Annotated in this window: 18 protein-coding genes; 8 read left to right on the top strand and 10 right to left on the bottom strand. The window is 71.6% G+C overall.

Features of this window, described 5'->3' with window-relative positions; translation table 11 throughout:
• Positions 1–15: 15 nt before the first annotated feature.
• Together ACWCPN_RS04365 and ACWCPN_RS04360 are read right to left on the bottom strand one after the other, a co-directional pair.
• Entirely contained in the window at positions 16–1,419 is a 1,404-nt protein-coding gene (locus ACWCPN_RS04365) for a glutamate decarboxylase (protein WP_451202335.1), read from the bottom strand.
• Between the two features lie 30 nt (positions 1,420–1,449).
• Positions 1,450–2,736 carry an ion channel protein gene (locus ACWCPN_RS04360; protein ID WP_451202333.1) on the bottom strand — a complete coding sequence of 429 codons (1,287 nt, stop codon included), beginning with the start codon at positions 2,734–2,736 and terminating at the stop codon, positions 1,450–1,452.
• 113 nt (positions 2,737–2,849) lie between these two features.
• Between ACWCPN_RS04360 and ACWCPN_RS04355 the strand changes: the two genes are divergently transcribed.
• On the top strand, positions 2,850–3,611 hold the full coding sequence (locus ACWCPN_RS04355) for a MerR family transcriptional regulator (protein WP_451202331.1): 762 nt from the start codon (positions 2,850–2,852) through the stop codon (positions 3,609–3,611).
• A 19-nt stretch (positions 3,612–3,630) separates the two neighbouring features.
• Here ACWCPN_RS04355 and ACWCPN_RS04350 read toward each other — a convergent pair whose 3' ends face one another.
• Complete coding sequence (locus ACWCPN_RS04350; RefSeq protein ID WP_250402311.1) at positions 3,631–3,996, bottom strand: YbjQ family protein; 366 nt, start codon at positions 3,994–3,996, stop codon at positions 3,631–3,633.
• A 140-nt stretch (positions 3,997–4,136) separates the two neighbouring features.
• On the opposite strand from ACWCPN_RS04350, the gene ACWCPN_RS04345 reads away from it, so the two are divergent.
• A complete protein-coding gene (locus ACWCPN_RS04345; protein WP_451202330.1) occupies positions 4,137–5,162 on the top strand; it encodes a DedA family protein in 1,026 nt (341 codons plus the stop codon).
• Between the two features lie 5 nt (positions 5,163–5,167).
• Here ACWCPN_RS04345 and ACWCPN_RS04340 read toward each other — a convergent pair whose 3' ends face one another.
• Both ACWCPN_RS04340 and ACWCPN_RS04335 read right to left on the bottom strand, forming a co-directional pair.
• Positions 5,168–6,832: a threonine/serine ThrE exporter family protein gene (locus ACWCPN_RS04340; RefSeq protein WP_451203002.1), complete on the bottom strand. Its 1,665-nt coding sequence runs from the start codon at positions 6,830–6,832 to the stop codon at positions 5,168–5,170.
• Positions 6,833–6,948: 116 nt separating this feature from the next.
• Positions 6,949–7,440, bottom strand: a complete 492-nt coding sequence (locus tag ACWCPN_RS04335) for an inorganic diphosphatase (protein WP_010044289.1) — start codon at positions 7,438–7,440, stop codon at positions 6,949–6,951.
• A gap of 79 nt (positions 7,441–7,519) precedes the next feature.
• Here ACWCPN_RS04335 and dacB point away from each other — a divergent pair, with 79 nt between their 5' ends.
• The 6 genes from dacB to folE all read left to right on the top strand — a co-directional run bounded on the left by dacB (position 7,520) and on the right by folE (position 15,223).
• Positions 7,520–9,121: a D-alanyl-D-alanine carboxypeptidase/D-alanyl-D-alanine endopeptidase gene (gene dacB / locus ACWCPN_RS04330; protein WP_451202328.1), complete on the top strand. Its 1,602-nt coding sequence runs from the start codon at positions 7,520–7,522 to the stop codon at positions 9,119–9,121.
• 92 nt (positions 9,122–9,213) lie between these two features.
• A complete protein-coding gene (locus ACWCPN_RS04325; protein ID WP_451202327.1) occupies positions 9,214–10,347 on the top strand; it encodes a zinc-dependent metalloprotease in 1,134 nt (377 codons plus the stop codon).
• A gap of 193 nt (positions 10,348–10,540) precedes the next feature.
• Complete coding sequence (gene tilS / locus ACWCPN_RS04320) at positions 10,541–11,599, top strand: tRNA lysidine(34) synthetase TilS (RefSeq protein WP_392292836.1); 1,059 nt, start codon at positions 10,541–10,543, stop codon at positions 11,597–11,599.
• A gap of 87 nt (positions 11,600–11,686) precedes the next feature.
• Positions 11,687–12,247 (top strand): hypoxanthine phosphoribosyltransferase, encoded by a 561-nt coding sequence (gene hpt, locus ACWCPN_RS04315; protein WP_199211431.1) that lies wholly within the window; start codon positions 11,687–11,689, stop codon positions 12,245–12,247.
• Positions 12,248–12,442: 195 nt separating this feature from the next.
• Positions 12,443–14,482: an ATP-dependent zinc metalloprotease FtsH gene (gene ftsH, locus ACWCPN_RS04310; RefSeq protein WP_365121166.1), complete on the top strand. Its 2,040-nt coding sequence runs from the start codon at positions 12,443–12,445 to the stop codon at positions 14,480–14,482.
• Between the two features lie 135 nt (positions 14,483–14,617).
• Positions 14,618–15,223 carry a GTP cyclohydrolase I FolE gene (gene folE / locus ACWCPN_RS04305; protein ID WP_365121164.1) on the top strand — a complete coding sequence of 202 codons (606 nt, stop codon included), beginning with the start codon at positions 14,618–14,620 and terminating at the stop codon, positions 15,221–15,223.
• Between the two features lie 52 nt (positions 15,224–15,275).
• On the opposite strand, the gene ACWCPN_RS04300 is transcribed toward folE, so the two are convergent.
• The 5 genes from ACWCPN_RS04300 to folP form a co-directional block, all read right to left on the bottom strand.
• The gene (locus ACWCPN_RS04300) at positions 15,276–15,764 is read right to left on the bottom strand and encodes a DUF3180 domain-containing protein (protein ID WP_451202325.1); all 489 of its coding nucleotides are present in this window, start codon (positions 15,762–15,764) and stop codon (positions 15,276–15,278) included.
• Between the two features lie 57 nt (positions 15,765–15,821).
• The gene (folK, locus tag ACWCPN_RS04295; protein ID WP_451202324.1) at positions 15,822–16,433 is read right to left on the bottom strand and encodes a 2-amino-4-hydroxy-6-hydroxymethyldihydropteridine diphosphokinase; all 612 of its coding nucleotides are present in this window, start codon (positions 16,431–16,433) and stop codon (positions 15,822–15,824) included.
• The gene (gene folB, locus ACWCPN_RS04290) at positions 16,430–16,789 is read right to left on the bottom strand and encodes a dihydroneopterin aldolase (RefSeq protein WP_199211435.1); all 360 of its coding nucleotides are present in this window, start codon (positions 16,787–16,789) and stop codon (positions 16,430–16,432) included. The genes folK and folB overlap by 4 nt, the downstream gene beginning before the upstream one ends.
• Positions 16,790–17,037: 248 nt before the next feature.
• The gene (locus tag ACWCPN_RS04285) at positions 17,038–17,577 is read right to left on the bottom strand and encodes a nuclear transport factor 2 family protein (RefSeq protein WP_365121157.1); all 540 of its coding nucleotides are present in this window, start codon (positions 17,575–17,577) and stop codon (positions 17,038–17,040) included.
• Complete coding sequence (gene folP / locus ACWCPN_RS04280) at positions 17,574–18,488, bottom strand: dihydropteroate synthase (protein ID WP_392292834.1); 915 nt, start codon at positions 18,486–18,488, stop codon at positions 17,574–17,576. Before folP ends, ACWCPN_RS04285 begins: the two co-directional genes overlap by 4 nt.
• Positions 18,489–18,557: the final 69 nt, after the last annotated feature.

The following is an 18,557-nucleotide window of genomic DNA, read 5'->3' as shown; positions in this document are numbered from 1 at the left end:
GGCCGCGTACGCCCCCTAGTGGTGGAAGCCGGTGGCCGCCCCCCGGTCCTCGGTGAGGGGCTGCGGCTGCCGGCGCAGTTCCGGCAGCAGGCGGGCCAGGTCGTCCACGAACAGGTCGGCGAGGTCGTGGGAGAAGCCGTTGCGGCACACGACCCGCAGCACCGCCAGGTCCTCGCGGTTCGGCGGGAAGGTGTAGGCGGGCAGCAGCCAGCCGTGCTCGCGCATCCGCCGGGAGACGTCGAAGACGTCGTAGGACAGGCCCTCGTTGGTGGTGAAGGCGAACACCGGCAGCTCGTCGCCGCGCGTCAGCAGCCGGAAGTCGCCGAGCGCCTCGATCTTGCCGGCGAGTGCCCGCGCCACGTCCCGCGTGGTCTGCTGCACCGCCCGGTAGCCCTCGCGGCCCAGCCGCAGGAACGAGTAGTACTGCGCGACGACCTGGGCTCCGGGGCGGGAGAAGTTCAGGGCGAACGTCGGCATGTCGCCGCCCAGGTAGTTGACCCGGAAGACCAGCTCCTCGGGCAGCGCCTCCTTGTCCCGCCACAGAGCCCAGCCGACGCCCGGGTAGACCAGGCCGTACTTGTGCCCGGAGGTGTTGATCGACGCCACCCGCGGCAGCCGGAAGTCCCACACCAGGTCCTCGTCGAGGAACGGCGCGATCATCGCCCCGGAGGCGCCGTCGACGTGCACCGGGATGTCCAGCCCGGTCCGCTCCTGGAGGGCGTCCAGGGCGGCGCACAGCTCCGCGACCGGCTCGTACGACCCGTCGAAGGTGGAGCCGAGGATGCCGACGACACCGATGGTGTTCTCGTCGCACAGCCCGGCCGCCGCCTCCGGGTCCAGGTGGTACCGGTCGCCCTCCATCGGCACCAGCCGCGCCTCCACCTCCCAGAAGTTGCAGAACTTCTCCCAGCAGACCTGCACGTTGACGCCCATGACCAGGTTCGGGCGGGCTCCCGGGTAGCGGTCGGCGTTGCGCTGCGCCCAGCGGCGCTTGAGCGCCATCCCGGCCAGCATGCAGGCCTCGCTGGAGCCCGTGGTCGAACAGCCCACGGCGGCCGACGGGTCCGGGGCGTTCCACAGGTCGGCGAGCATCGCCACACACCGCCGCTCCAGCTCGGCCGTACGCGGGTACTCGTCCTTGTCGATCATGTTCTTGTCCCGGCACTCACCCATCAGGACCCCGGCCTGCGGCTCCATCCAGGTGGTGACGAAGGTGGCCAGGTTCAGCCGCGAGTTGCCGTCCAGCATCAGCTCGTCGTGCACCAGCTGGTACGCCGTGGACGGTGGCAGCGGGGTGTCGGGGAGCCGGTGCGTGGGCGGGGCCTCGGTCATCCCGCCGACCGGATTGGCCTCTCCGAAGAACGGGTTGACCGACATCAGGCGCTCTTCGTGCTTCTCCGGTCCTTTGTGCAGGGCCATGTCGTGCCTCCAGACGGGGGGGGGATGGGATCAGCGGACGGAGGTGCCGTCACCGCGCAGCTGCATCTGCGGCCGCCCGGTCACCAGCAGCCAGGCCGGCAGCGAGGCGATGCAGAGCAGGGCGATGATGGCGGGGGAGGCCACCAGGACGGCGGCCGTGAACAGGCTCACCCAGCCCTGCCGGGTGATCGCCAGCAGCATGCCCAGCACACACGCGGACACGCCCACCGCGGCGGGCACGGCCGGGACGAGCGCGTGGGCGCACAGGCCGAGCGCGGAGCCGACGAAGACGGCGGGGAAGATCCGGCCGCCCCGGAAGCCGCAGGTGGCCGCGACCAGCAGCGCCGCCAGCTTCACGACGGCCATGGTGGCGAACTGCCCGGCCGTCCAGCCCGTCGGGTCGTGCGCCAGCTCGCCCACCTCCGACAGCCCCTTGAAGAGGGTCAGATGACCGCCGACGGCGGCCAGGACGCCGAGCACGGCACCGCCCGCCGGAAGCATCAGCATCGGGTGCCGCAACCGCTGGAAGGCCGCGTGGACGTGGGGAAAGGCGCGTACGGCGCACATGCCGAGCAGGGCGGCCACCGTGGCGAGCACCAGGGCCGCCAGCAGGTCAGCCCAGCGCGGACGGCCCAGCGGCGGCAGGCCCAGGTCGAAGGCCGGCCGGTACAGCAGCGAGGTGGTCAGCGCCCCGACCGCCGCCGCGATCAGCGGCGCGAACAGGTTGTCCCACAGCAGCCCCCTGACCGGCCGCCCGGCCAGCGCCTCGGAGATGACCAGGGCCGCCGCGACTGGGGTGCCGAACAGCGCGCCGATCGTCGCCGCCTCGGCCAGCATCGGCCACAGGGCGCCCGGCAGCCGGGACAGCAGCCGCCCGCCGAGCCAGGCCGCCAGGCCGACGTTCACCGCGATGATCGGGTTCTCCGGGCCCAGGCTGGGGCCGCCCGCCAGCATCAGCCCGGTCGCCAGCACCAGCCCCGGCAGCACCAGGGGCGGCAGCACCGGTGCGTCCAGACCGGTGGTCGCCGGATCCGGTCCGGCGTGGCCCGGTACCTTCCAGACCACCAGTCCGACGGCCAGCCCGGTGGCCACCAGCATGACGAACATCCAGAGCACCGAGTAGGGGCCCACGCCGAGCGCGTCCGGCAGCGGCCCCCACAGCACGCGCTGCAGCTGCTCCGCCCCCAGGCTCAGGCCGACGTAGACGAGGCTCGCGGCCACGCCGACGGCGACGGCGGGCAGGATCAACGGCAGCAGGGCCCGGGCCGGGCTCGCCGGCCGGGTCGAGCGGGCCTGCTGCCCGGTGTCCTGGGTCACGTCGTCACGATAAGCGGACGCAACGCCGTCAACATCCGGAGCGCACCCGGCTTGCACCTCACGTGGCGTGAGGCCTCAGCGTGGTGGCCGTACCGACGACGAAGGAGCGGAAAGTGAGCTACTCCGTGGGACAGGTCGCGGGGTTCGCCGGAATCACGGTGCGCACCCTGCACCACTACGACGAGATCGGCCTGCTCGTGCCCAGCGAGCGCACCCACGCCGGCCACCGGCGCTACAACGACGCCGACCTCGACCGGCTCCAGCAGATCCTGTTCCACCGCGAACTCGGCTTCCCGCTCGACGAGGTCGCGGCCCTGCTCGACGACCCGGACGCGGACCCGCGCGCGCACCTGCGCCGCCAGCACGAGCTGCTGACCGCCCGGATCGAGAAGCTGCAGAAGATGGCCGCGGCCGTGGAGCACGCCATGGAGGCACGCACGATGGGCATCAACCTCACCCCCGAGGAGCGGTTCGAGGTCTTCGGGGACAACGACCCCGAGCAGTTCGCCGAGGAGACCGAGGCGCGCTGGGGCGGCACCGCCGCCTACGCCGAGTCGCAGCGCCGGGCCGCCCGCTACACCAAGGACGACTGGCGGCGCATGCAGGCCGAGTCCGACGACTGGACCGGGCGCTACGTCGCCCTGATGGCCGCCGGCGGGCAGCCGGCCGACGAGGCGGCCATGGACCTCGCCGAGGAGCACCGCCGCCACATCGGCAAGTGGTTCTACGAGTGCCCGCACGCCATGCACCGCTGCCTGGGCTCGATGTACGTCGCCGACGAGCGGTTCAAGGCGTTCTACGACTCCACCCGGCCCGGCCTCGCCGAGCACCTCAGCGAGGCGATCGCCGCCAACGCCGACCGCCACACGACGTGATCCGCCGGCCCGGGGGGTCCTACTCCCGGGCCAGCACGACGGCCGTGCCGTAGGCGCAGACCTCGGTGCCCACGTCCGCCGCCTCGGTGACGTCGAAGCGGAACATCAGCACCGCGTTGGCGCCACGCGCGCGTGCCTGCTCCACCAGCCGCTCCATGGCCTGGTTGCGGGTCTGCACGAGGGTCTTCGTGAGCCCCCGCAGCTCGCCGCCGATCATCGACTTCAGCCCGGCGCCGATCTGGCTGCCGATGTGCCGCGAGCGCACGGTCAGTCCGAAGACCTCGCCGAGCACCTGCTGCACCCGGTACCCGGGCACGTCGTTCGTGGTCACGACCAGCACGTCCGGCTGGGGGCCCTGGCCGCCGCCGTAGTCATCGAGTCCCATGCGTCACAGCTTTCTCCCGGTCGCACCACAGTGCATCCTGGAGGCACCGGTGGAACCTGGGGCGGTCACCTCACGTTGGTAGCTTTGTGCGGCCCCCCATGGACGCCGTAGCCGCCTCACCCCCTCAGGAGCCCGGACCCGTGACGACACTCGCCCTCGGCCCGAGCTGGCTGGACCCCCAGTACCTGCTGGACACCTACAGCATCTGGGGTCTGCTGCTCATCGTCTTCGCCGAGTCCGGCCTGCTCATCGGCTTCTTCCTGCCGGGTGACTCGCTGCTGTTCACCTGCGGTCTGCTGATCACCACGGACAAGTTGGACTTCCCGCTGTGGGCCGCGATCGCCCTGATCTGCCTCGCCGCGATCCTCGGCGACCAGGCGGGCTACATGTTCGGCAAGAAGGTCGGGCCCTCCCTGTTCAGCCGTCCGGACTCACGGCTGTTCAAGCAGGAGAACGTCGCCAAGGCGCACGAGTTCTTCGAGAAGTACGGCCCGAAGTCCCTGGTCCTGGCCCGCTTCGTGCCCATCGTGCGCACCTTCACGCCGATCGTCGCCGGCGTCAGCGGCATGCGGTACCGCTCGTTCCTGACCTTCAACGTCATCGGCGGCGTCCTGTGGGGCGCCGGTGTCACCCTGCTGGGCTCCTGGCTCGGTCGGCACGCGCTCGTCAGGGACAACATCGAGGCCATCCTCATCCTGATCGTCCTCGTGTCGGTGATCCCGATCGCGATCGAGTACCTGCGCGCGCGGAGCAAGAACAAGAAGGCCGCGCGGCGGGAGGCGGCCGAGGACGAGCCCGCCCGGCAGCACGCGGCTCCCGGGTTCCAGCAGCGGCCGGCCATGGACGACGCGACGACCCGCCTGCGCCGCATCGAGCCGGAGGCCCCCTACGAGCAGCCCTACCGGCAGCAGCCCCGGCAGGAGCGGCAGCAGTGGGACCAGGGCGGCTACGACGGCGGCCCCTACCACGGCCAGGAGCAGCACCAGCAGCCGCGGTACCACCAGGACCCGCAGGGGTACGGCCGGAACGAGCCCCGGTACGACCAGAACGGCTACGACCAGAACGGGTACGACCAGAACGGGTACGACCCGAACCGGTACGACGGCGATCAGTACGCCCCGGACCAGTACCCGTACGACAACCGGGGTGACCACCGCACCCGCTGAGACGGTCAGAAACCGCGGGTCCGCTTCGCCGCGCGCCGCTTGCCGGCGGAGCCGACCCGAAGGGTGAGCCGGGAGATCTCCGACCCGAGGTTGACCCCGATCGCGATCGCCATGGCCAGGGACGCCGCCTTGGCCAGCGACACCAGCCCCTTGTCGACCTCGTTCTGCGCCATGTTGAGCAGCCCGAAGTAGGTGGCCGAACCCGGCAGCAGGGGCCCGATGGCCGCGGTCGTGTACGGCAGCGCCGACGCGAACCGGAACCGGGACAGCAACTGCCCGAACAGCCCCACCAGACCCGCCGCCACCGCGGTGGAGGCCACCGGCGAGATCCCGCCCGCGTGGTTCATCGCGCCGTACACCGACCACGCCACGCCCCCGTTGAGCGTGACCGCCAGCACGGTGGACCGCTCCTGCTGCAGCAGCACGGCGAACGTCAGCGACAGCACCATGGACGCGGCGATCTGCACCAGCGGCCGCCCGGAGATACCGCCCAGCGCCGCGTCGGGATCCAGCTTGCCGCCCACCTTCACCCCGAAGTACAGGACGACCAGCACGCCGGCGACGATGCCGACGAAGAAGTACATGACCTCCAGCAGCCGCGCCGACGCGGTGATGTAGAAGCCCGTCAGACCGTCCTGCACCCCCGCCACCAGCGCCCGCCCGGGCAGCAGCGCGAACAGGCCACCGGTGACCACCGCGGACGCGTTCACGCCGACGTGCGTCAGCGAGAACGCCACCCCGATCGCCGCCGGCGGCATCGCGGCCACCGTGAACTGGTAGAACTCCGGCAGTCCGCGCCCCGCGCACGCCCAGGCCAGCCGGTCACCGAGCATCGCGCCCAGCGCGGCGGCGACGAACACGAGCAGACCACCGCCCACCAGCACCGAGGCCGCACCGGCCAGCAGCCCGCTGGCCAGGGTCAGCGCCCACCCGGGGTACGGGTGCCTGTTGCGCCGGATCTCGGCCAGCCGCCGGTAGGCCTCCTCCAGGGAGACATGGGTCTCCGGGTCGGTCAGGTCGTCCACCAGGTGGAACACGGCCGCGAGCCGGGTGTAGTCGGTGCCCCGCCGCCGCACCGTGCGCGAGGCCGTCACCGGGTCGTCCACCAGCGAGGGCTGGTGGGAGATCGACAGCAGGGTGAAGGTGACGTTCGGTTCGCAGCGGTCCAGGCCGTAGGACCTGCACACCGCGAACATCGCGGCCTCCACGTCCTCCGCGCCCTCGCCGCCGGCCAGCAGCAGTTCGCCGATACGCAGGGTCAGGTCGAGCACCCGCGGAACCGCCGGGCCCTCGTCCTCGGACCGCTGCACGGGCTCGGGCGCCGGCCGCTCGGTCACCGGCATGCGCAGCATCGTGCGCATCCGGTCCTGCCACGGCGCGTCCTTGATCAGGCTGACCGTGGGCACGCCCGTCGCCGGGGTGAACGCCACCAGCGCGTCCTTGGCGCTGTAGGTGCGCGGCAGACTGAACGCCGACCCCTCGGGCTCCGCGCTCGCCGGCTGCGGCGCCTGCAGCCCCTCGGGTACCGAGAACTCGGACGTGGTCTCCGCCTCGCCCCCGCCCCTGGGGACCGCCAGTCCCTGGGGAAGGGCGAACTCGGACGTGATCTCCGGGTCGTACGTGGTCCGCGCCTCGTCCGACCGGGGCTTGCGGTCCTCCGCCTCCGTCACCTCGCACCGCTTCCTGAACGACACCTTCCGTATTCCTCAGTATGCGCACGCGTACGCAAACGGGCCGCGCCACCCCCGTCCAGGGTGCCGCGGCCCGCGTCGGGCAAACCGGCCGGTCAGTGGCCGCCCTGCTCCTTGAAGCGCTTGTACGACCGCTCGATCTCGATCTCGGCGTCCGTGCGGCCCACCCAGTTGGCCCCCTCGACCGACTTGCCGGGCTCCAGGTCCTTGTACACCTCGAAGAAGTGCTGGATCTCCAGGCGGTCGAACTCCGACACGTGGTGGATGTCGCGCAGGTGCTCCACACGCGGGTCGGTGGCCGGCACGCACAGCAGCTTGTCGTCGCCGCCCGCCTCGTCCGTCATCCGGAACATGCCGATCGCGCGGCACTTGATCAGGCAGCCCGGGAAGGTGGGCTCGTCAAGAATGACCAGCGCGTCCAGCGGGTCGCCGTCCTCGCCGAGGGTGTTCTCGACGAAGCCGTAGTCGGTCGGGTAGGCGGTCGAGGTGAAGAGGCGACGGTCCAGGCGGATCCGACCGGTCTCGTGGTCCACCTCGTACTTGTTGCGCGAACCCTTCGGGATCTCGATCGTGACGTCGAACTCCACCGGTGGCTCCTCCATGATCAACACATAGTTCTGGTGATTAAGTGTCCCTCACGCAGGTGTGTGATCGCGAAAGGGGCTGGTGGTCGTGCCAGAGCAGAGGCCTTGGCGAGCCGCGGTACCGCAGGTGCGGCGGATCGCGAACGCCGTACGACCGCGCCTGGCGCGGGCCGCGACGGTCGCGAAACCCCGGATCGCGCGGCTGACGAAGGCCGTGCGCCCCGAACTCGCGCACCTCCCCCGCCGGCGGACCGACAGGACCTGGCAGTACACCGCGGGCGCCGCCACGGCCGGGCTGGCACTGGCCGCCGCGGTGGTGACCGCCGCCGGTCCCTGGAACGCCAACGGTCAGCGTACGGCCGAGCGGGACCGGGCGGCCGCCCTGGAGCGATCAGGTGGCGCAGATCACGGCGGATCCGGCACCGGCGCCCAGACCCCGCAGGCCGCGCCCAGCGCCGCGGCCGTCCTCGCGGGCCTGGGCGGCACCACCGGCACCGTCAGCACCAAGAAGACCCCGCCCGGCCGGCAGGCCCTCACGGACGTCCTCGGGCCCCTCCTGGACGCCCCGGCACTCGGCTCCGGCCGCGGCGCGGCCGTCGTCGACGTCACCAGCGGCACCCGCCTCTACGCCGCCGGTGCCGACCAGGCCCTCACCCCCGCCTCCACCACCAAGATCGCCACCGCGGTCGCCGCGCTGTCCGCCCTCGGCTCCGACCACCGCTTCACCACCCGGGCCGCGCTCGAACCCGACACCGGGGAACTGGTCCTGGTGGGCGGCGGCGACCCCACCCTCACCGCGCGCCGCGACGCCGGGGACCTGGCGAGCCTGCGCACCCTCGCCGCCGACACCGCCGCCACCCTCGCGAAGCGCGGCATCCACAAGATCACGCTGTCCTACGACACCACGCTCTTCTCCGGCCCGGCCCTTCACCCCATCGGCGTCAACGAGAACCTCGCCCCGGTGAGCGCCCTGACCGCCGACGAGGGCCGCACCGACGACTCCACCAGCGGCCCCGCGGCCCGCGTCACCGACCCGGCCGCGGACGCCGCCCGCAAGTTCGCCGGCTTCCTGCGCGACGCCGGCGTCGAGACCACGCCCCCCGGGCCCTCCAAGGCCACCGGCCGCGCCGAGACCCTCGCCACCGTCTCCTCGCCCACGCTGGCCACCCTCGTCGAGCGCATGCTGACCAACAGCGACAACGACATCGCCGAGACCCTGGCCCGCCAGACCGCCCTCGCGAGCGGCGAGGCGGGCAGCTTCGGCGGCGGCGCCAAGGCCATCGCCACCCAGCTGCGCAAACTGGGCCTGCCGCTGTCCGGCGCCTCCTTCCACGACGGCAGCGGCCTCGACCGCGACGACCGGCTGACGGCGAACCTCCTCACCGCCCTCCTGGTCAAGGCCGGCGACCCCGCCCGCCCCGGCCTGCGGCCCGTCCTCACCGGCCTCCCCGTGGCCGGCTTCACCGGAACCCTGACCGACCGCTACGCCGACGGCGCGGCCGGCGTCGTACGGGCCAAGACCGGCACGCTCACCGGCGTCAACACCCTGGCCGGCACGGCCGTCGACCGCGACGGCCACCTGCTCGCCTTCGCCTTCATGGCCTACGGCACCACCAACGCCCAGGAGGCCCAGTCGGCCCTGGACGGGACGGCCACGGCCCTCGCCGGCTGCGGCTGCGGTTAGTCGCCACCGGAGCGGGCCGCCCCGCGCGCGGGCGGCCCGTAACGCCCCCGCACGGCCTGCCCGAAATGGGACCGCTCACGTACCGTTGACGCATGACGAGCTTCGGTGGCACCGCATCTCCCGGGATGGTCGACTGGAACCTCGCGGTGGCGACCGCGACACGGCTCGTGCGACCGGGCCCCGAGGTCAGCCGCGACGAGGCCAGGGAAGTCGTCGCGGAACTGCGCCGGCACGCCAAGGCCTCGGAGGAACACGTCCGGGGCTTCACCCGGTTGGGCACCGACGAGACCCACGACACCCCGGTCCTGGTCGTCGACCGCCCCGGCTGGGTCCGGGCCAACGTCGCCGGCTTCCGCGAACTCCTCAAGCCCCTGCTGGACAAGATGCAGGAACGGCGCGGCGGCAACCCGGGCAGCGCCGTCCTCGGCGCCGTCGGCGGCAAGGTCACCGGCGTCGAACTCGGCATGCTGCTGTCCTTCCTCGCCTCCCGTGTCCTCGGCCAGTACGAGACCTTCGCCCCCGCCTCCCGCGACCTGCCCGCCGGGGAGAACGGCGGCGGCCGGCTGCTCCTGGTCGCGCCCAACATCGTCCACGTGGAACGCGAACTCGACGTCCAGCCCCACGACTTCCGTCTCTGGGTGTGCCTGCACGAGGAGACGCACCGCACCCAGTTCACCGCCGTGCCCTGGCTCCGCGACCACCTCGAGGGCGAGATCCAGTCGTTCTTGGCGGAGACCGACGTCGACCCGATGACCGTCCTGGAACGCGTCCGGGAAGCCGCCCAGTCCCTGGCCGGAGGCCGTCCCGAGGGCGAGGAGGAAGACGGCGGACGCTCCTTCGTGGAACTGGTGCAGACCCCGTCCCAGCGCGAGATCCTCGGCCGCCTCACCGCCGTCATGTCCCTGCTCGAGGGCCACGCCGACTTCGTCATGGACGGTGTCGGCCCCCAGGTCGTGCCGAGCGTCGCCGAGATCCGCGAGAAGTTCCAGCAGCGCCGCGCCAAGGGCGCCTCCCGGCTCGACCTCGCCCTGCGCAAACTGCTCGGCCTGGACGCCAAGCTCAGGCAGTACCGCGACGGCGAACGCTTCGTGCGCGCCGTCGTCGACCAGGTCGGCATGGACGGCTTCAACCACGTCTGGACCTCGCCCAACACCCTGCCCACCAAGGCGGAGATCGCCAAACCGGCGGACTGGGTCGCACGGGTGCACCGCAAGGCGGAGTCGTGAACCACGCCGCGAGGCCGTGAGACGAATCCGGCCGACGGCAGGCGAACGCCCCTCCAATCACCCGTCCGAGGGACCGTGAGCCATGGGTAGGCGTGCAATGCTCGGGGAACGGCCCGCTTCTGTCACCATCGACACACTCTGAGTGACCGAACCTCGGGCTCACCCCCCGAAGACTTCATGAAGGGAACCGGACATGGGTCCCCATCCATCGGTCGCGGCGATACGCCTGGCGGTCCGCCGCGTCCTACACGACATCCTGACCGACCACACCAGCACCATCGGACGAAGCACCGGGCACCTCCGGACCGCCGCCGTGCGCGGCCCGGCCGAGCGGCCCCCCTCCCCGCTCGTGCTCGTCGCGTGCTCCGGCGGCGCCGACTCCATGGCGCTCGCCTCCGCCCTCGCCTTCGAAGCCCCCAAGCTCGGCATCCGCGCCGGCGGCGTCACCGTCGACCACGGCCTCCAGCCCGGCTCCGGGCTGCGCGCCGACGAGGTCGTGCTCAAGCTGCGCGGACTCGGCCTCGACCCCGTCGAGTCCATCGCCGTGACCGTCGGCCGCGAGGGCGGACCCGAGGCCGCCGCCCGCGACGCCCGCTACGCCGCCCTGGACGCGGCGGCCGAACGCCACGGCGCCACCGCCGTCCTGCTCGGCCACACCCGCGACGACCAGGCCGAGACCGTCCTGCTCGGCCTCGCCCGCGGCTCCGGCATCCGCTCCCTGTCCGGAATGGCCGCGGTCTCGGGGGCCGGCGGCCGTTACCGGCGCCCCTTCCTGACCCTGGACCGGCAGACCGCCCGCAAGGCCTGCATGGCCCAGTCCCTGTCGGTCTGGGACGACCCGCACAACGCCGACCCCGCCTACACCCGCTCCCGGCTCCGGCACGAAGGCCTGCCCGCCCTGGAGAAGGCCCTCGGCAAGGGTGTCGTGGAAGCGCTCGCCCGCACCGCCCAGCTCTCCCGCGACGACGCCGACGCCCTCGACACCTGGGCCAGCCAGGCCGAGGCCTCCGTACGCGACGCCACCGGCTTCCTGGAGTGCGCCAAGCTCTACGCCCTCCCGCCGGCCGTGCGCCGCCGCATCCTGCGCCGCGCCGCCATCGACGCCGGTGCCCCGGCCGGCTCCCTCTTCGCCCGCCACATCGAGGAAGTCGACCGGCTCATCACCGGATGGCGCGGCCAGGGAGCCATCAATCTCCCGGGCAAAGTCGTCGCCCGGCGCCAGGGTGGCAGACTGGTGATTCGGCAGGGCTGACATCGCGGCTCCGGAGGACCCCCTCCGGCAGGGCGGGACAGCCCGAGGCACGCGAGTGCTGCCGTAAGTGCGGGACGACCGAAAGTGATGCGGGTGGACGCGAACGACATGGGTGCCGACCTCCAGCGGGTACTCATCACCAAAGAAGAGATCGACGCGAAGCTGGCCGAGCTGGCCGCGAAGATCGACGCGGAGTACGCGGGCAAGGACCTGCTCATCGTCGGCGTCCTCAAGGGCGCGGTGATGGTCATGGCGGACCTCGCCCGGGCGCTGTCCACCCCCGTCACCATGGACTGGATGGCCGTGTCCTCCTACGGCGCGGGCACCCAGTCCTCCGGTGTCGTCCGCATCCTCAAGGACCTCGACACCGACATCAAGGGCAAGCACGTCCTGATCGTCGAGGACATCATCGACTCCGGCCTGACCCTGTCCTGGCTGATCAACAACCTCGGCTCGCGCGAGCCCGCCACCCTCAAGGTGTGCACGCTGCTGCGCAAGCCGGACGCCGCCAAGGTCGCCATCGACGTCGAGTGGGTCGGCTTCGACATCCCGAACGAGTTCGTCGTCGGCTACGGCCTCGACTACGCCGAGAAGTACCGCAACCTGCCGTTCGTCGGTACGCTCGCGCCCCACGTCTACGGCGGCTGAGCCAACCGGGCCATTCCCTGTAGGACGACCGGGAACCCCAGCGGGTTTCCCCGCGTTGGAGCATGCAGAGACGGGATTGCCGGCCGTCGATGCCGCTCCGTGCGGCTTCGGACAACAATGCTGGGGTACCGTCAGAAGAACTGTCTTATCAAACTCACTATGGCAGGAGGGACGGGGCGACACCGCTCCGTATGGATGGACGTGAAGCGATACTTCCGTGGGCCGGTCATGTGGATCGTGCTGGCCGTCCTTGCCGTGGTCGTGTTGATGCAGGTCGTCGGCTCGTCCGGCGGCTACAAGACGGTTGACACCGGCCAGGTCGTGGCGGCGATCAACGACAACAGGGTCCAGTCGGCCAAGCTCACCACCGGTGACGAGCAGACCGTCAAGGTCGAGCTCAAGGACGGTCAGAAGGTCGACGGCAGCTCCAAGATCCAGGCGAGCTACATCGGCGACCAAGGCGTGACCATCGCCAGCACGCTGCAGAGCAAGTACCAGGAAAAGCAGATCCCGGACGGCTACACGGTGTCGCCGTCCAAGCAGAACCCGTTCCTCGGCGTCCTGCTCTCCCTGCTGCCCTTCGTCCTCATCGTGGTCGTCTTCCTGTTCCTGATGAATCAGATGCAGGGCGGCGGCTCCCGGGTCATGAACTTCGGCAAGTCCAAGGCGAAGCTCATCACCAAGGACACCCCGAAGACGACGTTCACCGACGTCGCCGGCTGTGACGAGGCCGTCGAGGAACTCCACGAGATCAAGGAGTTCCTGCAGGAGCCGGCCAAGTTCCAGGCCGTCGGTGCCAAGATCCCCAAGGGCGTGCTGCTCTACGGCCGTCCCGGTACGGGCAAGACCCTCCTCGCGCGCGCCGTTGCCGGCGAGGCGGGCGTCCCCTTCTACTCGATCTCCGGTTCCGACTTCGTCGAGATGTTCGTCGGTGTCGGTGCCTCCCGGGTCCGCGACCTGTTCGAGCAGGCCAAGGCCAACGCCCCGGCGATCGTCTTCGTCGACGAGATCGACGCGGTCGGCCGCCACCGCGGCGCCGGCCTCGGCGGTGGACACGACGAGCGCGAGCAGACGCTGAACCAGCTGCTGGTCGAGATGGACGGCTTCGACGTCAAGGGCGGCGTCATCCTCATCGCCGCCACCAACCGGCCCGACATCCTCGACCCGGCGCTCCTGCGCCCCGGCCGGTTCGACCGGCAGATCGCCGTCGACCCGCCGGACCTGCAGGGCCGCATGGAGATCCTCAAGGTCCACCAGAAGGGCAAGCCGGTCGCGCCCGACGTCGACCTGGCCGCCGTCGCCCGCCGCACCCCCGGCATGACCGGCGCCGACCTCGCCAACGTGCTGAACGAGGCGGCCCTGCTCACCGCCCGCGGTGACCAGAAGCTGATCGACAACAAGGCGCTGGACGAGGCGATCGACCGTGTGGTCGCGGGCCCGCAGAAGCGGACCCGGATCATGTCGGACAAGGAGAAGAAGATCACCGCGTACCACGAGGGCGGTCACGCCCTGGTCGCGGCGGCCTCGCCGAACTCCGACCCGGTCCACAAGATCACCATCCTGTCCCGGGGCCGCGCCCTCGGCTACACGATGGTGCTCCCGGACGAGGACAAGTACTCCACCACCCGCAACGAGATGCTCGACCAGCTCGCCTACATGCTGGGCGGCCGGGCGGCCGAGGAACTGGTCTTCCACGACCCGACCACCGGTGCCGCCAACGACATCGAGAAGGCCACCAACCTGGCCCGCGCGATGGTCACGCAGTACGGCATGACCGAGCGGCTCGGCGCGATCAAGTTCGGCGGGGACAACAGCGAGCCCTTCCTCGGACGTGAGATGGCTCACCAGCGCGACTACTCCGAAGAGGTCGCCGCGCTGGTGGACGAAGAGGTCAAGAAGCTCATCGAGACCGCTCACAACGAGGCCTGGGAGATCCTGGTCGAGAACCGCGATGTGCTCGACAACCTCGTCCTGGCGCTCCTCGAGAAGGAGACCCTGGGCAAGGAGGAGATCGCCGAGGTCTTCGCGACGATCCACAAGCGCCCGCCGCGGCCCGCCTGGACCGGCTCCTCCCGCCGCACCCCCTCCACCCGACCGCCGGTGCTCTCCCCCAAGGAGCTGGCACTGACCAACGGTGCGAACGGCGCGACGGCGGCCATCAGCACGGCCAAGTCCACGGCGTCGGACACCGCCCCGGTGACCGAGCAGACCCCGGAGGACCGCCCCGAGAGCTGACCGCTCCGCCCCACGGGCCCGGAATGAACGCCGCACCCCCCAGGTTCTAGCCTGGGGGGTGCGGCATTTTCGTATGCCCGCGAGCAGCTCGCGTGGGCCGCGCGCGGGACAGGCACAGGAACGAGGAACCCACAGATGACCGACCCCGTGACGCTGGACGGTGAGGGCCGCGTCGGCGAGTTCGACGAGAAGCGCGCCGAGAACGCCGTGAGGGAGCTGCTGATCGCGGTCGGTGAGGACCCGGACCGTGAGGGCCTCAGGGAGACCCCGGCGCGGGTGGCGCGGGCGTATCGGGAGATCTTCGCGGGCCTGTGGCAGGAGCCCGAGGACGTCCTGACGACGACGTTCGACCTGGGACACGACGAGATGGTCCTGGTGAAGGACATCGAGGTGTACAGCACCTGTGAACACCATCTCGTGCCGTTCAGGGGTGTCGCCCACGTCGGGTACATTCCGTCCGTCTCCGGCAAGATCACCGGGCTGTCCAAGCTCGCTCGCCTCGTGGACGTCTACGCGCGGCGCCCGCAGGTGCAGGAGCGGCTCACCACGCAGATCGCAGACTCCCTCATGGAGATACTCGAACCCCGCGGAGTGATCGTGGTCGTCGAGTGCGAGCACATGTGCATGTCGATGCGCGGCATCCGCAAGCCGGGTGCGAAGACCCTCACCTCTGCGGTGCGCGGCCAGCTCCGGGACGCGGCCACTCGGAACGAGGCCATGAGCCTCATCATGGCGCGCTGATCCGGGCCGGGGGCCGGTGCGGCTCCGCGGGCCTCCTCCGTCGTCGGGTGGCTCAGGCCGCCGGCTCCGCGCCCGTGTGGTTCTGGTCGTCGTCCTCGGGGAGTTTGCAGACCCGTTCGAGGAACAGGGCCGACGCTATGACGGCGACGCCGGCCAGCACCGAGAAGCCGGCGTAGACGGCCTGGTCGCGGCGGGCGGGGATGTCGAGGAGTTCCAGGAGGAAGACGCCCGTGCCGCCGTACATGCCGGTGACGAGGGCGGCCACCAGGGCGCTGGCCTGGCCGAAGACGACCGCCCGGGCGGCCATCAGGGGGTCGACGCCCTTGGCTCCGGGACGGCGCTCGCGCTGGGCCTTGAAGCGGGCGCGCAGCGAGAGCGCCGTGGCGAGCAGGACCACCGCGATCAGGGCGAGGACCACGGGGGCGGCAAGGGGGACGCTGGGCAGGGTCCCGACCGAGTTCCAGAGGCGGGCGCCCGCCCAGGACAGGACGCCGGCCGCGACGAACACGCCGGCCAGCACCCTGATGCGCAGCTGTTTCACGATGTCCCTTCAGCTCCCCCGGACCGTCCCGGACTGTGGTCGTCTAGACCTTAACGACTACTCGGGCAGTCGGAGTTCCAGGTCGGCGCGAGCTTCGACGCCGTGGCGGGTGACGCCCGACAGCAGGTCGGCCACCGGGCCCCGGCCGGGAAGCTGGGCCAGCGGGTCGACGTCGTGCCAGGGCGCGAGCACGAAGGCGCGTTCGTGGGCGCGCGGGTGGGGGAGGGTCAGCCGCGGGTCGTCGGAGGTGACGTCGGCGTAGGCGACGATGTCGACGTCCAGGGTGCGCGGCCCCCAGTGCTCGTCGCGGACCCGGTGGAAGGCCTCCTCGACGGCGTGGGCCCGCTCCAGCAGGGAGGACGGGGGCAGCGTGGTCTTGAGGACCACGACGGCGTTGAAGTAGGAGGGCTGCGAGCCCGGCTCGACGCCCCACGGCTCGGTCTCGTAGACCGGGGAGACGGCCTTCACGCGGACGCCGGGGGTGTCCTCCAGGGCGTCGACGGCCCCCTGGAGGGTCTCCAGGCGGTTGCCGAGGTTGGAGCCGATGGAGATCACGGCCCGTTTGGGGTTGCTCAGCGTGGTGTCGGCGGCGTCGACCTGCTCGACGACCGCGGCGGGCACCGGCTGGACGGTCGGGTCGCTGTGACCCTGGGTGAAAGGTCGGGTCATACTCGGCTCCGGGTGATGGTGACGGTCACGTCGTCGAAGGGCACGGTGATCGGGGCGTCCGGCTTGTGGACGCAGACCTCGACCTCCTGGACCCCCTCGTGCTTCAGACAGGTCTGGGCGATCCGCTCGGCGAGGGTCTCGATGAGGTTCACCGGCTCACCCTCGACCACGGCCACGACCTCCTCGGCGACGATGCCGTAGTGCACGGTCTTCGTCAGGTCGTCGTCGGCGGCGGCGGGCCGGGTGTCCAGGCCGAGGACGAGGTCGACGAGGAAGGTCTGGCCCTCCTCGCGTTCCTTGGGGAACACGCCGTGGTGCCCGCGGGCCTTCAGGCCGCGCAGCGCGACACGATCCACGCGAATCACTCCTGCAATCGTCGGGAAGGGCCGGGCGGTGCCACGTGCGGACGGCACACCGGCCTTGGGACGAATCTACCTGCGGGCGCCGACAGGGCCGGGATACCGGGGCGCGGGTTGGGCCGGGACCCGGAGCTTTCATCGCGCGTTCTCCCTGGGGAGCCCGGCCGCGTCATGGGCTGGTAGCCGCACCTACCCAGGGTTCGTGATTCCAACCACTTCTCGGCTTCCGCGGGGCGCGTCGCCGTTCAGAGCAGGGGATCGTCGTCCGGATTCACGCCGTTCACTCCGTCCTGTCCGCTCTCGTCCTCCTCGTCGGATTCGGTCAGTACGGGTGAGGCGTGGTGGGACCAGAGTTTCCAGCCGGTGGGCGTGCGGCGGAAGACGTTCGTGGCGACGACGAGCTGACCGAGCAGGGGGCCGAGCTCGGCGCCGTCCTCGGGGGCCGGACCGCCGCTGAGGATGTTCTCGGTGCAGGTCACCAGCGCGGTGTCCCCGGTGACCGAGACATGCACATCGGTCAGGAAGAACTGGATGTAGTCGGTGTTCGCCATGATCAGCGCGTACGACCGGAGGACCTCGGCGCGGCCGGTGAGCACGGGCCAGCCGGGGTGGACGCAGGAGACCACGCCGGTGTCGGCCGGGTCGTGGTACTCCTCGTCGACGCCCAGGTCGGTGGGCACGAGCCAGAGGGAGGACAGCTCCTCGAAGTCCCCGCGCTCCATCGCCTCGTAGAAGGCGGTGTTGGCGGCCTCCACCTGTTCGACGTCGGTGTGGGGGGCGCTCACCGGGTTCCTTCCGCCCCGTGCTCGCCGCGGGCGCCCCGCGCGGACCGTTCCGCGCGCGCTCCCTCCACGGCGCGCGCGACCCGTACGGCGTCCGCGCTGGCGTGCACCTCGTGCACGCGTACCGCCCAGGCGCCGGCCTGCGCGGCGAGCGCGGAGACGGCGGCCGTGGCGGCGTCGCGTTCCCGGGCCGGCGGTGGAGCGCCCTGCGGGCCGGCGAGGACGCGGCCGAGGAACCGTTTGCGGGAGGCGGCGACGAGCAGCGGGTGGCCGAGCGCGCGCAGGCGGTCGAGGTGGGCGAGGAGGGCGAGGTCGTGCTCGGCCTCCTTGGAGAAGCCGAGTCCGGGGTCGACGACGACGCGGTCGGGGGCGATGCCGCCCGCCAGTACGGCCTCCACGCGGGCGCGGAGTTCGTCCACGACCTCGGCGACGACGTCCTCGTAGGCGCCCTGGACGTTGCCGCCCTCGAGGAAGCCGCGCCAGTGCATGACGACGAAGGGCGCGCCGGTGGCGGCGACCACGGGGATCATCGCGGGGTCGGCCAGGCCGCCGCTGACGTCGTTGACGAGCGCGGCGCCGGCGGCGAGGGACTGTTCGGCGACACGCGCGCGCATGGTGTCGACGGAGACGACGACCCCCTCGGAGGCGAGGCCGCGGACGACGGGGATGACGCGCCGGAGTTCCTCGGCCTCGTCGACGCGGGTGGCGCCCGGGCGGGTGGACTCGCCGCCGACGTCGACCAGGTCCGCGCCCTGGGCGACCAGTTCCAGGCCGTGCTTGACGGCGGCGCTCGTGTCGAACCAGCGGCCGCCGTCGGAGAAGGAATCGGGTGTCACGTTCACGACTCCCATGACCGCGCACCGGTCCCATGCCGGAAGGCCTGCCACTCGGCCGCGCCCGCTGAGGTTGTTCATACCTTCAGCGTAGGCCCAGGGCGGTGCCGTGAACGCGCGGTGGCGTCCGTGCCGGGCGGGGGCGCCGCG

It is taken from the genome of Streptomyces sp. NPDC002386 (assembly GCF_053593175.1).
The sequence above is the reverse complement of the archived record's forward strand: the minus strand, read 5'-3'. Positions and strand labels throughout refer to the sequence as shown.